13 protein-coding genes are annotated in these 14,651 nt (G+C 62.8%); 10 read left to right on the top strand and 3 right to left on the bottom strand.

The features are described from left to right. Positions 1 to 1,213: hypothetical protein (locus tag V5E28_RS20010; RefSeq protein WP_336208473.1), on the bottom strand; the 1,213-nt coding region annotated here is incomplete at its 3' end. A gap of 1,758 nt (positions 1,214 to 2,971) precedes the next feature. Between V5E28_RS20010 and V5E28_RS20015 the strand changes: the two genes are divergently transcribed. After that, a complete protein-coding gene (locus tag V5E28_RS20015) occupies positions 2,972 to 5,914 on the top strand; it encodes a hypothetical protein (RefSeq protein WP_336208474.1) in 2,943 nt (980 codons plus the stop codon). 330 nt (positions 5,915 to 6,244) lie between these two features. Here the strand turns inward: V5E28_RS20015 and V5E28_RS20020 are convergent, their stop codons facing one another. Together V5E28_RS20020 and V5E28_RS20025 are read right to left on the bottom strand one after the other, a co-directional pair. After that, on the bottom strand, positions 6,245 to 6,514 hold the full coding sequence (locus V5E28_RS20020) for a hypothetical protein (protein WP_336208475.1): 270 nt from the start codon (positions 6,512 to 6,514) through the stop codon (positions 6,245 to 6,247). Beyond that, positions 6,511 to 6,930 carry an ATP-binding protein gene (locus tag V5E28_RS20025; protein WP_336208477.1) on the bottom strand — a complete coding sequence of 140 codons (420 nt, stop codon included), beginning with the start codon at positions 6,928 to 6,930 and terminating at the stop codon, positions 6,511 to 6,513. The genes V5E28_RS20020 and V5E28_RS20025 overlap by 4 nt, the downstream gene beginning before the upstream one ends. Before the next feature lie 185 nt (positions 6,931 to 7,115). Here V5E28_RS20025 and V5E28_RS20030 point away from each other — a divergent pair, with 185 nt between their 5' ends. From V5E28_RS20030 to V5E28_RS20070, 9 genes are all read left to right on the top strand, one after another. Next, complete coding sequence (locus tag V5E28_RS20030) at positions 7,116 to 7,412, top strand: putative quinol monooxygenase (RefSeq protein WP_336208478.1); 297 nt, start codon at positions 7,116 to 7,118, stop codon at positions 7,410 to 7,412. A gap of 2 nt (positions 7,413 to 7,414) precedes the next feature. Further along, positions 7,415 to 8,611 (top strand): helix-turn-helix domain-containing protein, encoded by a 1,197-nt coding sequence (locus tag V5E28_RS20035; RefSeq protein ID WP_336208747.1) that lies wholly within the window; start codon positions 7,415 to 7,417, stop codon positions 8,609 to 8,611. Between the two features lie 323 nt (positions 8,612 to 8,934). Continuing rightward, complete coding sequence (locus V5E28_RS20040; RefSeq protein ID WP_336208479.1) at positions 8,935 to 9,264, top strand: SCO3933 family regulatory protein; 330 nt, start codon at positions 8,935 to 8,937, stop codon at positions 9,262 to 9,264. Next, the gene (locus V5E28_RS20045; RefSeq protein ID WP_336208480.1) at positions 9,257 to 10,591 is read left to right on the top strand and encodes an FtsK/SpoIIIE domain-containing protein; all 1,335 of its coding nucleotides are present in this window, start codon (positions 9,257 to 9,259) and stop codon (positions 10,589 to 10,591) included. The genes V5E28_RS20040 and V5E28_RS20045 overlap by 8 nt, the downstream gene beginning before the upstream one ends. Positions 10,592 to 10,618: 27 nt before the next feature. After that, a complete protein-coding gene (locus V5E28_RS20050; protein WP_336208481.1) occupies positions 10,619 to 11,275 on the top strand; it encodes a DUF2637 domain-containing protein in 657 nt (218 codons plus the stop codon). Between the two features lie 14 nt (positions 11,276 to 11,289). Beyond that, positions 11,290 to 11,628, top strand: coding sequence for a hypothetical protein (locus V5E28_RS20055; protein WP_336208482.1), 339 nt, complete (start codon positions 11,290 to 11,292; stop codon positions 11,626 to 11,628). A 246-nt stretch (positions 11,629 to 11,874) separates the two neighbouring features. Next, complete coding sequence (locus V5E28_RS20060; RefSeq protein ID WP_336208748.1) at positions 11,875 to 13,194, top strand: replication initiator; 1,320 nt, start codon at positions 11,875 to 11,877, stop codon at positions 13,192 to 13,194. Next, positions 13,191 to 13,376, top strand: coding sequence for a helix-turn-helix domain-containing protein (locus V5E28_RS20065; RefSeq protein ID WP_336208483.1), 186 nt, complete (start codon positions 13,191 to 13,193; stop codon positions 13,374 to 13,376). The genes V5E28_RS20060 and V5E28_RS20065 overlap by 4 nt, the downstream gene beginning before the upstream one ends. Further along, entirely contained in the window at positions 13,373 to 14,590 is a 1,218-nt protein-coding gene (locus tag V5E28_RS20070) for a tyrosine-type recombinase/integrase (RefSeq protein WP_336208484.1), read from the top strand. The genes V5E28_RS20065 and V5E28_RS20070 overlap by 4 nt, the downstream gene beginning before the upstream one ends. The last annotated feature ends 61 nt before the right edge of the window (positions 14,591 to 14,651 follow it).

Consider the following 14,651-nt stretch of genomic DNA (forward strand, 5'->3'; position numbering starts at 1 on the left):
GAACTAGAACCGCGACCGTCAATGCGAACAGCGTGACGATCGTGACCATCCAGAGAGGAACGATCAGGTTCATGTGATAGCCCCATCCGAGTATCGCCAGTGACCCCAGGGCCAGCAGCAGCGTGAGACCGGTCAAGGACCACGACGGCCGCAATGCCTGCCACCACGGCAGCTCAACGTCATCCGCGCCCAGGCCGAAGATGCTGAGATAGGTCTCGTACGTCAGTTGCCCATAGACCATGGGCAGCGGTATCGCGATGGTCGCCAGCATGGGCAGCAGCCATGAAAGGGCAACCTTTAGCGACGTGTAGTGGAAGAAGTGACGAACTCCGGAAACGGTGGCAGGCGTGATCAATGCTAAACCCGCCAGACGGATGGCGTCTGGCGGCGGATCCGCAGCGAGGACCCATCCCAAGAACGCCATCCCCAGTGGGAACGTGCAGCCCAACAGCCAGGAGCGCATCAGCCATCGGCAAGGGATGGCTGACGCGGCCACGACGACGAGCGCGACAGCAGTCCACGATTGGCTCGGCCAGCTTTGCCCCAAGATGACACCACCAGCGAAAGGCGCGAGCAGGGAGAGCGCAGCGCCAGTGGCGATCGTCGCCACACGCGGCGGCTTCGCCGAGCGATATTTTGCCTCCATGCGCCGAAGATCGTCCTCGGAGCTCTCGCCCCACGCCTTGCGCACCATCAGCCGGCGACCATTGAATTCAGTGGTGCGACTGCTCGCGAGGGCCTCCGCATCTGCCACAGACTGCGCATGGATTTCGCCGTCGACCGGACGCCTCGTCAAGGAGTCAAAAACGCGATACCGGGCGTCGAAAGTTCCTGGCGGTCGGCGAAGGTGAGTCCACCTGATGCGGACGAAGATTCCATCCTGGATGCAAGAGCGCAGCAGATGGCTCCTTCCTGCGTTGAGCGATCCGATACGCGATCCGGCGATTGGTACATCGGCCTGGAACTGTGAACCATTCGTGGATTGACGTACTCGCCATCCGCGGGACCTGCACATCACAGGAACCAACTCGGCATCCTCGGCCGGGGTTTCGAACTCTACTCGGACCGTATGGTCATATGGGTGCGACGTGCTCGCCTCGACCCAGGGTTCCCAGGTCGACTCGTATGGACCAATAGGCTTTTCCGTCGGTTCGTTTTTACGGTTTCGGACGGCCAGCAATACCACCAGCACGAGGAGATTCCAGACTGCCATCCCAAGAGTGTCAAGCAGAGCGGTCAAGTTCCGAAGCCAATCTCCGGCAACCTTCATCGAACTGTGAGACCACACGAAGCCGGGGAGCGCGTCGGTTGAGCATGATCGAAGCCCTGTGTGCGGCCACCAGGGCGAGCACGGAGCGGCGCGACCACCCGATCTTCCGCTTTTCAGACGGAGCAATCACCCTGCTCGGCCGACCGAGACCGTGGTCAGGCGCGCGTGTGCGGTGGCGCGGACATGTCGGCGTGTGGGGACGTTGCTGTCAGCGCTGCTGTCACCTCAGCCAAGGTCACCCAGTGCCGGGGCCCGACGAAGGAGGGTCTCGGCGTCGATCGCCCCAACCCGGTTGGCGAATGGCGAAGTACGCGATCGTCACGGCCCTAGCCAACCGACCTCTAGATAAGGAGAACGCGAGTGGTAACGCCGACTCACGCGCACTGAGTTGCTGCAACGCTGCGGAAGACTGACAGAACACACCTGATCACCTGCGAATGTCCCGCGACGGACTACGCAACCGTGGACAAAGTGCCATCCATTGGCAATCGAACCTGGGACCGTTACCACCAGACCGGACCTCTAAGGAGCGAGGCCACTTACAAAAGAGGAGGCCGGCCGGCGCACAGGACCCCAAGAGTCGTATCACACAAACCCGGCCAGCATCACTACCGCGAAGATGTAACTCCGCCGCTACAGTAACCACCCAGTGGCGGGTAGGGCAGCGCCGTTGGGCTCCTCTTAGGCTACCCTCCGTCCAGGACGAACAATCCGTCTGGCTGGAGGAGCCGTGGGGCATAAACGCAACACTAGGCGCTCCCGACGTGAGCCACGTCGTAACCATGTCCAACCCCGGCTGAAGCAATCACCAAACGCTGCTGAAAGCACGCCCGATGCGCGAACAGGAAAATTTCTTGTCCCCGGGTTCGAGCTTTACATAGGCGGATCGATCAAAGCTCTTCCTCTGGAGGTTACACCGCTTTATGCGTTGATGGTAGCGGCCCATCACGCAGTGGCGCGACGCCCAGATTATTCGAGCGTGGTGGCAGCTGCCCAGTTCATGTGTGGCCTGGAATATTTGGGATTCCAAGCAGAAATAATAGCGGCATGTACCAGTGTATTTCATCCAAAACGTGACGGGAATCGGAAAACGGATATCGGTGTTTGGAAACATCCGCCTGTAGTGCGATCCGACGGCACCACGGATGGCCACGCAGTTATCTGGACAGATTCCTTTAAACGATGCATTGATATCGGCATCTGTCGGGACCCCACACTTCAACGAGAATCGAAGAACGATCCCTCCCTCGAGGCTCCAGCCATACTGCCGTGCCCAGAAGGGCGCGACAAGCTAATCCACGGATCCTTCTCGGTCGGGGCTCATCGCTCTCCCTACATGCTCACCTGGATGTTCTTTCCGGAATGGACGTCAAACTACGACCTATTACTAGAAACCCGCGCGGCGACTATTCAGCACGGCGGGTTGGCAATGGCCCACGTAGCAATTGACTTACTATCGGCCCTTTCACTATATCGAGACACTAGCGAGCTATGGGCACTCTACCCATCGCTACAACCTATGGTTTCGGGGCAACGTCCTCTACTAGGTTTGGATAGCCTTCCGGATACTAGGTCTATCGGGGCCGCTTCCGGAGATAAATTGATGGAGCCCGAGAGAATGGCACCGCGTTCATGAAGCCAGATGGTGGTCGCGTCGCTGCCAGGGGATTTCAGTACCAGTATCTGCGAACACTTGAAGCCATGCTCGACGTGATTGATGACCCAAACGTGCAGGCGCTGCGCGTTGAGGGGGCCCCGGGCGTAGGTGTGGACAGGGATAGCGTCGATTTCGATATAATAGGCGCAGATGAGAGCTGCCTCTTGGCTGTGCAGGTTAAGAGCAAAGCTCCAGGAGGGCATATATATGCTCCCGACATTCTTGAGATACTCATCAGCCTCATCAAGAATCAGGAAGCCCGTTCATATCAGCTGATGACTAACGCACTGCCTACGGAGCCTGCTGAGCGCATGGCGAGTTTCCTTCGGGCAGATATTGAGCTGGACCAGCTACGAGATGAACTGTCCCGCCTCCTCTCACGCCACCCGAGCCGACTTGCTCAACTTGAGTCTCTATCACGAGATCAGCTTGATCGCCTAATGCGCTGTACAGTTACGTTTGACAGACGAGATGATATCGAAATCCGGGAAGCATTGCGTGAAAGGCTCAGACTATACCGCAATCACGCGGAAGCCGGCCTGGGCCAGAAGTCCGCGGGGCTGCTTAGCGGCTACCTTGTTTCGGAAATGCTGCGGAAAGCTGCCGATGAAAGTGACGCAATATTCACTACAGCGGAACTTCGCTCGCATGTTTTGATTGATGGGGAGAAACTCGCGCTACTCGGGGGGCGTCGAGATTGGGGTGTAGTCGTAGGCGCAATGCCTCAGATTCCAGACGTCACCCGCAACGCTCTCCTCCGAGCCATATGCGAAGCGCTCCCTCGATCTGGTCGTTCCGATGTTCGTCGTGTAGTTCTAGTAGGACCTTCGGGAATTGGCAAGTCCAGCCTAGCCGCCGGTTATGTTGCCGATCGTGCGGATTCCTATGACTGGATCTTCTGGATGGATGGTGAATCTGAAGATTCGCTGCTAGCCTCCTACGCTCGCACTGCGGCTTCCCTGAATATTGGCGACAATATCGTGAGCAATTACGCGCTCGACTCGTCCCGTATCCGTGATGTTGTACATTCTGAGCTAAGTCGGCTTACCGGACGTTGGGCAATTGTCTTCGACAACGTACGAGACAGTCGTGAGGTCGAACCGTGGGTGCCGCGCGTTGGCAACGGAGATGTTCTTCTAACGCTAATCGATGAGACGGCCAGACACGGTCCTGCTACCGTGCTTCAAATTGGCGTTATGGAGCCGCACGAAGCGAGAGAGCTTATATGCCGTCGACTTAATATTGGCCAAGATGAGGCCCTTAGATTTGACGGGGAGTTGAGGCGATTGGCTGAAGGTATGTCATATTGGCCACTCGCGCTAGAACTCAGTACCGGCTATATTTCCACATGTGGGATAAGACTTGAAGATGTCGATGACTATTTGGACCGACTACGAATACGCTCGCTGGCTGATGCAGACTCACTTCCACCGGGGTATCCACGTACTCTGGCCGCCGCGCTATTTCTCTGCTTGGATCAACTGGAGGCTCGCATTCAGCGGAATGGTGTGTATGATTACCGTCCGCACATAGCCTTTGGCATGATTACAAATTCGGCCTACCTGGCTTCTCATCAATTGCCCGTGCATATGGTGGCCGCCGCTTTCCTCGCTGATCCTAGCCACACTGAAAACTTTGGACCCGTCTTCCTGGACCCTTCAGAATTTAATCTTGCTGAAGTGGTTCGCGAGCTTCGGCGATTCTCGCTTGTTGCCTTTGACGAGGATCTTCAGCGCCTAGGTAATGTAGCAGTGCAGTATGGCGATCGCACACTCGCTATAAACTCCATTATTCAGGACTTGATCCGAGTTCACGGTGACTTCGATGAGAACATTGCCTCTGCACTAAATCGCCTCGCAAATCATGTTGAGCGGTGGTTGAATACAGCTCTCAACTTGAATCTGCTGGAGCGCGCCTCGGTAGTCTTCAATCATGCTATGGTCTTGGCCGGCCATCTTCTCCGCTTGAATATCGGAGGTTCCAACATACCGCTCTTCTACGGAAACCTTGCTACAGCATGTCGTGCAGGAGGAGATACTCAGAGGGCGGAAGCTTTTTTGCAGGCGGAGCTGTACCTGCTGCAGCAATCTGCGAATTCGAATGAACTCTTGACGGTGCAGGCAGAACTTCAGTTGATAGATATCCTGTTTGACACCCCGACCGACGCTTCGATAAATACCGATACGGCGGCGGAATTTTTTGAACATATTTATCGGTACGCGCAAAGCGTTAAGCCCATTCACCCTCATGCCGCCTCGAAATTGGCAATCGATGCAAGAGTCTTCCTAGAGCGCCCGTTGGCGGAGCAAGCTCGACTCGCCAAGTTTCGAGAGATTTACGAGAAGTTTTCACATCTAATAGCCGAGCTTGGGCCGAGTCCATACTCCAGGACTGTGGATGCGCTCTCCCGCGCCAACGAATTGATAAGCAATGAGCGTTTCCTTGGAGCTGAAAAGCTTTGCCGACAGGCGCTTAGGTCTGACTATCTTGCGGGTTCAATGGAACTGGAAGCGCGGCGCGTACTCGTTGAATCTCTGACGCGGCAGCATAAATGGATTAGTGCACAGGAAGAGTTTCTGAACTTTAAACAGAAGTTCGGATCCACTAAACTTTACCCGCAGATTGTAAGACTATTTGCACACAACGTAGGACATGCATGCGCATTGGCGGCATTAACCGAGGATAGCGAGGAGGGTGCTCGTTTGTTGGGAGACGTCCTTAGCCTACCTCTAGTATGTGATGTGCTGGAACAGTCCGGCCGGGGGGTTACTTCGCGCCTACGCCTTCTTGCGAGTATCCGCGATCTGATTTCTGGGAGAATAGAGCAAGCGGAAACAATATTGTTGAGCATCAGCCCAGGCGATCTCCAGGATGGCCGAGATGTAGAAACGCAGTCTTGGGGAATGTTGTGGCAGATGACTCGGCTGGCGCTATTCCGAATGGCATCAGTGGTATATCTCTCGGAGTTGGCAGACCAATCGAACTGATCGGCGAGTTCTAGCTTGACTCGTCGGATCGCGATCGCGCCATGGCGTGTGGCTCTGTGAGCCGCGCCACAAACAACGTTGAGTGGCATGATGACGTCGAGTAGCGTGGGCTGCTCGTATGCCAAGGCCACACGGCATCGCCATGCCAGTCTCTGCGATGCGATTTGTGCGTGTGGGCGGTGCGGGCCGCGACCGGCCGAAGAGCCGCAGCGCGGCCAGCGACCGCCCCACGCAGCGGCCCGCCGCAGGCGGGCTGCCTTGAAGACGTAGAGAAAATTCTCATCCAGCAAGTACTGCCAGGTCGATGATCTTGCTGGGCGGTCCTGCGCCTCACCGCGCTCGGCCTTCAAGCAGCGCCAGCCACAAGGCGTCACCGTCTCGGATGCGCATGCGATGGGTCTCGTAGAACTCGTCAGTCGCAAGGTCTGTACGGCGCAGGAAGGACTGTCCACCTGCGGCGCACAGTTCGTGAAAGATCACAGCGCAGTGGCAGGTCCAGGCGAGCGTGCGCCGTCGCGATTCCTTGCTGGCCTTGAACCAGGTCAGCCGCTCGTGATTCGGCTCTGGCTCAGGAAGGTGGGGAGACAGGCAGTCACTCATGCGGTGCGGCCGAGCGGGATGAGCGCCCACACTGTGCGCCCGCCTTCGTCGCCGTGGACGCCCCACCGCGTCGTCAGACTCTCCACCAGATGCAGCCCCCGGCCGCTCTGATCGGTGTTCTCGGCCTGGCAGACGTACGGGGCGGAGGGGCCACCTTCGTCATGGACGGCGAGTATCAGCAGTGCGTTGCCTGCGTGGAGGGTGACGCCGAATCGGCCGCCGGCCATGCCGCTGCGGGTGTGGCGGATGGCGTTGGTGGCGAGTTCGGACATGACAAGTTCGGCGGTGTGGGTCTCGGGGCGGTCTCCCAGGTAGCTGTTGACGAACCGGCGCGCTTCGCTGATCTGGGCCTGGGCGCCGACGAAGTTGCGGCACCACCGGTGGATCTCACTGGGGCTGTTCAGCGCTGGAGACATTGCCGTTTCCTTGCGTTCATGCAGGTCAAAGCACTGCGATCCGCTTTCCGTACTTAAAGTACTAGTGCTATACTTCAAGTACAAGCGACTTGATGTACTTGCGCCGCACAATAAGTACTGGTCGAGTAAAGAACCGAGATCCCAGACGTCGGCGGCGACCCAGGAGGGTGCACATGTTCGGACTAATGGTTCGATTCACCTGCAAGGACGAGGACAGCGCTACGGCGTTCGACACCCTCGTCAGTGAGACAATCGAGGCGATCCGCCGACACGAGCCGGGAACGATCGTGTACGCGTCACACCGGGTGGACGGTCAGCCGCTCCAGCGGATCTTTTACGAGCTGTACCGGGACCGGGACGCCTTCGATGCCCATGAGCAGACCGAGCACACCAGGCGTTTCCTGGCGGCGCGGGAAGAGCTGTTGGCCTCGGTTGAGGTTGACTGGCTGGATCTGCTGAGCGGGAAGGGCACGACGTCGTGAGCATGGAGTATCAGCGGGCGCTCGGACGGCGTATCGCCCAGGAACGCAAGCGGCGCGGCCTGTCACAAGCCGAGCTGGCGCGGCTGGTAGATCGGTCGGTGGCGTGGATCTCGCAAGTGGAGCGGGGTGTGCGCAAGGTCGATCGCATGTCGGTGCTGGAGAAGGTCGCCGAGACGCTGGATGTGCCGCTGTCGGAGTTGGCCGCCGAAGCGCCCGTGGTCGCCGCCACCAGCGAGGAGGTGCCAGGGACGGCCGGGCTGCGGCTGGTGCTGTCCGGCGCGCACTCGTTGCAGGCCATGTTGCACGCCACGCCGGTGCCCGCGATCGATCAGCTCAAGCCGCGGGTCGATCATGCGTGGGAGCTGACGCACTCCAGCCGCTACGTCGAGCTGACTGAGTTGCTGCGCGGGCTGGTGCCCACCTTGGAGAACGCCGCCCGGTCTGCTCCGGCTGAGCAGCAGCGAGAGTTGTTCGAGTTGCTGTCGGTGGCTTATCAGACGTGTTCGGCGTCGCTGGCCAAGTTGGGCGAGCCGGAGGCGGCGTGGATCGCCGCTGATCGGGCCATCGGTGCGGCCGAGCGGGCGGGCAGTCCGTTGCTGATGGCGGCCGGTGCGTTCCGGCTGGGGTTCGTGTTCCTGGGAGCGCGTCACTTCGATCAGGTTGAGGAGACCGCGCGGACCACTGCTGAGGCACTGTGGTTCCTCACCGATCAAGGCAACGTGGAAGCGATGTCGCTGTGGGGCGGGCTCACCCTCCAGCGGGCCGTGGCCGCCTCGCGGCTCAATCAGGCCGACGTGGCGTATGAGCATCTGTCGCGAGCCCGGGAGATGGCGGCGCGGGTCGGTGAGGGGCGCAACGACTACAACACCGAGTTCGGGCCGGCCAACGTGGCGCTGCATGAAGTGGCCGTGGCGGTGGAGGTGGGCGACGCCGGTCATGCGCTGCGGGTTGGGGCCGCGGTGGACGCCTCGTCACTGTCGGCGGAGCGGCGGGCGCGGCTGGCGGTGGATCTGGCGCGGGCGCATGCGCAGCGTCGTCAGGTTGATGAGGCGGTGGCCGCTTTGCTGGAGGCTGAGGCTGTCACTCCTGAGCAGATTCGTGGCCATCGGGTTGTCCGGCAGCTCGTCTCGGACCTACTGTCGATGCAGGATCCGGCCTCTTCTGAGCTGCGGGAACTGGCCGATCGAGTGGGGGCGTAGAAAAAGTACGCGCACACGTACTCTAAGTACTAGCGATTACTCTCAGTATCAGGTAGCGTTCGTGTTGTAGCTGGAACTCTCCGTAGTCGGAGGGTGGCAGCCCAGCACGAACGCTCTTCGCGTTTCAGGCGTGGATCAAGGAGGTCCGCTCACGGAAGGCGGAGAGAGGCCACACATGAAAGTGGCCTGAGCGGGAGACCCGCCCAGGCCGGATGCGATAAGCACCCTAGTTGGCGCTTCGATGCTATCGCCTCCGAGCTGACGGCACGGCCTCCCTCGTCCCAAAACGCCTGATCAACAGGCCGACGAGAGGTCAACTCACCATGCGTACCGTCCCCATTCCCGTGGACGTCAGCAAGCTCACCATCACCTGCGTGAAGGCCCCGCGCCCTCGCGTGCTCAACCGCGACACCGGCGAGATCAAGACCGACAAGAACGGCAACACCGTCTACGAGGTCACCGTCTCCGTCGAAGACGAATTCGGCAGGATCGAGCTCGTCAAGATCGGCATTACCGGAGAGCCGCCTATCAAGGCCGGCGACACCGTCCACGCGGTCGGCCTGCTCGGCTACATCTGGGAGATCGCCGGACGGTGGGGCATCTCCTACCGCGCCACCGCCCTGCTCCCCCAGCAGGAGGCCGCCGATGTCTGACCCGCTCTGGTGGATGCTCGGAGTCCTGGCCGCCATCGCGGCCGGGCTCTGGGCCTGGCGCCGCTGGCACTACCGCTCCTTCTGGCTCGTCATCGGCTTCCCGATCACGGCCATCACCATCCGAGCGACCTGGCGCAAGGTCGCTCTCGGCTGCAACCTCACCAAGAAGCGGCAGCGCTTCTGGTTCACCACCGTTCCCGGACTGGTCGCCTCGACCGGCGTCGTCCGCATCCGGCGCAAGTGGCAGCGCATCGCCGTGGACACCAAGCCGTTCATGTGGCTGCCGCTGCCGACCCGGCACGGCTGGCGGGTCACCCTGCACTCGCTCGAAGGGCAGATCCCGGGTGACTACGCCGAGGTCGCCGAGCGGCTCGCGCACTCCTGGGGCGTGCACGCCGTGCGCGTCTCCTCTGACAAGCCTGGCCGGGTACGCCTCGCTGCCACCGTCCGTGACCCGCTGGTCAAGGTCGATGAACTACCACCGTCCACCGAGTTGCTCAAGATCACCGTAGGGCGGCTGGAGACCGGCACACCGTGGGTCATCGACTTCCGGACCGTGCCGCACTGGATCAACGCCGGAGCCACTCAGTCCGGCAAATCCAATCTCGCCAACGCGCTCATCGTCGGACTCGCGCCGCAACCGGTCGCCCTGGTCGGCTTCGATCTCAAGGGCGGCGTCGAGTTCACTCCGTACGCGCCCCGGCTGTCCGCCCTGGCCACCACGCGCGCCGAGTGCGGCGGCCTGCTGGATGACCTGGTGGCGCTCATGACCGACCGGATGGGCGTGTGCCGGATGGCCTCGGCGCGCAACATCTGGCAACTGCCGCCCACCATGCGCCCGGTCCCGGTTGTGGTCCTGGTGGACGAGCTGGCCGAGCTCTACCTGATGGCCGACAAGTCCGAGAAGGACGAGATCGCCAAGACTTCGACCGCGCTCCTGCGGGTTGCCCAGCTCGGGCGGGCGTTCGGCATCTACCTGTTCTGCTGCGGCCAGCGCATCGGCTCCGACCTCGGACCCGGCGTCACTGCCCTGCGGGCCCAGTGCTCCGGACGGATCTGTCACCGCGTCAACGATCCGGAGACCGCCACCATGACCCTCGGCGACCTCGCCCCGGCCGCGCTCGACTCGGCCCGCGCCATCGCCGCCGAGACACCCGGCGTCGCCATTGTCGCTTCCCAGGACGGCCAGTGGTACCGCGCCCGCTCCTTCTACGTCAGCGAGCACACCGCCGAACAGGCCGCCACCACCTACGCCCACCTGGCACCGCCCTGGGCCGAGGTGATGACCGCTCAACCCGTACCAACACCCGACCAGCAGACCGCCTGAACCCGGTCGCTGCGAGGAGGAGCTGAGATGCGCCGCATCACCGCCTGGCTCCTTGACACCGGCCCGGTCCTCGTCCTGGCACTCATCGCGGGCGCAGGCTCGTTCACCCACATCCGCGACACCGCCAGCGAACACGGACAGACCGGCTGGATGTCCTGGGCCATCGCCATCTGCATCGACCTGACCTGCGTCATGGCGGCCCGCGAACGCCAACGCGACAAGAAGACCCGCCGAACCCGGCGCGGCCCGATCTCCTGGCCCGTCCTCGTCCTGACCGGAGGCATCATCCTGTCCCTGGCCGCCAACCTCGCCCAAGCCACACCGACCGTCTGGGGCTGGATCACCGCCGCAACCCCCGCTGGCGCCTTCCTCGTCGCGGTGTCGATGCTCGAACGCCGCGCCACGACCACCAGCACCGAGACACCACAGGACGTCCCGCAGATGTCCTCAACTTCCGCGCAGCCGTCCTCAACCGTCCCAGCAGAGTCCCGCGACGTCCTGGTTCGGCACGACAGCCCGGCACCAGATCCGGCCCTCGTGGACTACGCCCGCCGCGTCGCTGACGAGCACCACGCCAAGCACGGTGAACCGATCTCCGCCGACTCCCTCCGCGCCCGCCTGGGCGTCTCCGAACAGCTCGCCACCGACCTGCTCCACACCCTGCAACCCGCCCAAGCCCACTGAGAGGAACGCCATCGATGTCCACCACGCACTCGCGGCCCGCGTTCATCGCCGGGCTACGCGCCCTGGCCGACCTGCTGGAAGCCCGTCTCGACATCCCGATCCCACGAAGCACCGTCGTACACCACTTCGTGCACGACGCCCAGGACGCCGACATGCACGCCGAGCTTCACCGCCTAGCCGCGCTGCTCGGCAGCCACGTCGATGGGGACGGCGGCCACTACACGACCTCGCTGTGCCTCGGCCCGATCGAGTACCGCGCCGTAGCGATCCTCGCCGAGTCCCGCGCCCGGTACGACGCCCACGACAGCTACCGAGGCTGCATCACGCCCTACGGCCCGGGCGAAGACCGATGAACATCGACACCGTCACCCGCTATCGCTGCTGCACCTGCAACGGCACCGGCATCTACGACGACCAGACCTGCGCCGACTGCGACGGCAGCGGCATCGACAACCACGGCGCATAGCCGCTGTAGCGCCCCCCGCCTGGCCACACATCCGCCAAGATCCGCGCCAGGCCGGGGGCCATCCACACCAGAGTCACCGGATAGGACAGGACCCATCTTGCCCCACCTTGCTCACAGCCACGCCGTGGCTGGAATGATTCACCGGCTCAACCAACCCGACTACGACCGCTGGGCCAGCCAGATCAAGCGCACCGGCGGCTGCCGACAGCCCATCCACCTGCACGGCAAGGTCGAACACTACGACCAGGCCACCGGCCAGCTCCTGCACCGCTACACGACCCGACAGGAGCCGAACGGTGTCCTGCGCGTCCCGTGCAAGACCCGCCGCGCCTCCCGCTGCCCGGCCTGCGCCGAGGTCTACCGCGCCGACACCTACCAACTCGTCCGCGCCGGCCTCGTCGGCGGCAAGGGCGTGCCCGAGACCGTCAGCAACCACCCGTGCCTGTTCGTCACCCTCACCGCACCGTCCTTCGGAGCCGTCCACGTGCGGCGCGAGAAGAACGGCAAGGTGCTGCCCTGCTATGCCCGCCGCGATGCCCCGGCCTGCCCGCACGGTCAAGTGATGTCCTGCACCGACCGGCACAGCGCCGACGACCCGAGACTCGGCGAACCGCTGTGCCCAGACTGCTACGACTACGACGGCTCGGTATTGTTCAACGCCATCAGCCCGGAGCTGTGGCGCCGCTTCACCCTCGCCCTTCGCCGCCGCTTCGCCAGGCTCAACGGCCTGACCGTCAAGACCCTGCGCGAACACGTCAGCATCGCCTTCGCCAAGGTCGCCGAATACCAGCGCCGTGGCGTCGTCCACTTCCACGCCGTCATCCGCCTCGACGGACCGGATGGCCCCAACTCGCCGCCACCGGCCTGGGCCACCGCCGACGCCCTGACCCAAACCGTCCAGCACGCAGCAGCCGTCGTGACAGCTGAGGTCAAGCCGCTCAGCCGCGCCTTCCAGTGGGGCACACAGCTCGACGTCCGCCGCATCACCATGAACGGCGACCTCACCGAACAAGCCGTCGCCGCCTACATCGCCAAGTACGCCACCAAGGCCGCCGAATGCGTCGGCACTCTCGACCGGCGCGTTCAGCCGCTCGACAACCTCGACGCCCTACCGGTCAGGGACCACGCTCGACGACTCATCGCCGCCTGCATGCGCCTGGGCAGCCACCCCGGCCTGGCCGAACTCCGGCTCACCCACTGGGCCCACATGCTCGGCTTCCGCGGCCACTTCTCCACCAAGAGCCGCCGCTACTCCACCACGCTCGGCGAACTCCGAGCAGCGCGAGAGCGCTTCGTCCGCACTGATGCGGTCACGCACGGACGCCTGCCCCTGTTCGACGAAGACACCGTCCTCGTCATCGCTCACTGGCAGTACGCCGGTCAGGGCCATTCGGCCGGCGACGCGCTTCTGGCCGCAGCCATCACCGGCACCACTTCGGGAGGCCATCTATGACCCGACTCCTGCTCACCGTGCCCGAAGCCGCCGAAGCTCTGGCCATCTCGCGCAGCAAGCTCTACCAACTCCTCGCCACCGGCGTGGTGGCCTCTCTCCGCATCGACGGCTCTCGCCGCGTCCCGATCACGGCGCTCAACGACTACATCGCCCGCATGACTTCGAAGGAGAACGCAGCATGACCAAGACCCTCACGGCAGCGCCAGGCGACGAGCCGCGCAAGAAGAAGACCCCGAAGCTCCGTGACGGCGTGATGAAACGCGGCACCACCTGGTCCTACGTGATCCGCGTCAAGGACCCGGAGACCGGTGAGAGCAAGCCCCGCTGGGTGAGCGGCTTCGCCACCGAGGACGACGCCAAGGCGGCCCGGGACGAGGCCAGGGTGAAGGCTCGGCGCGGCGAGTACATCGATCGGAACACGATCACGGTCGCCGCGTACCTCGCCGAGTGGATCGAGGGCCACGCCGTCGAGATCAAGCCCCACACCCTCAAGGGCTACCGCGACATGATCCGCCTCTACATCGGACCTCGAATCGGGAACGTCCGCCTGCAAGCACTACGCCCGGCGGCGATCACGAAGTTCTACCGCGACCTGCTGACAGGCGGCGGCAGGAAGGGCGGCCCGCTCGCGGCGAACACCGTCAAGCATGTCCACACAGTGCTCCGCAAGGCACTCACGGACGCCGTGCTGGTGGACGAGTTGCTTCCCAACAACCCCGCTGAACGGGCCAAGCTTCCGCGCATCAAGCCAACCGAGCCAGGCATGATCTGGACACCCGCCCAGCTCCGGGCCTTCCTCGCCACAGCTCAGGAGCACCGCCTGTATGCCTTCTTCCACTTGGCCGCCTACACCGGCGCTCGTCGCGGCGAACTGCTCAACCTTCGCTGGACGGACGTGGACCTGGACAAGCCGCAGATCCACATCACCGGCACCGCCGCCGTGATCGACCGCCAACGAGTCGAGGGCACCACCAAGAGCGGACGTTCCCGCGTCGTGTCCCTCGACCCCAGCACGGTCCGGGTCCTCAAGGCCCACCGCGCCCGCCAGGACGAGGAACGCCTTCGACTCGGCGAGTCCTGGAAAGGCGGCGGCGCGTACGTCTTCACGACCGGCTGGGGAGACCCGCTCTTCCCGGACACGCCCAGCTCCCTGATGCCCAAGCTCATCGAGACCCACAACAAGCAGAACCCGCGAGCCCAACTCCCCCACGCCCGCCTGCACGACCTTCGCCACATCCACGCCACGACGCTGCTCCTGGCCGGCGTTCCCGTTCACGTCGTCGCGGCCCGACTCGGCCACGCCGACCCGGCGATCACCCTCAGGGTCTACGCCCACGTCATCCACGAGCAGGCGGCCACCGCTGCCGACGTCTTCGCCAAGGCCGTCGGTGGGTGACGGCCGTGTTAGCAAGCCTGTTAGCAAGATCTCAAGATTGTCCTGACAAACTAAGAGGCCC

The organism is Nonomuraea sp. LPB2021202275-12-8 (genome assembly GCF_037044575.1).
Taxonomy (GTDB): domain Bacteria; phylum Actinomycetota; class Actinomycetes; order Streptosporangiales; family Streptosporangiaceae; genus Nonomuraea.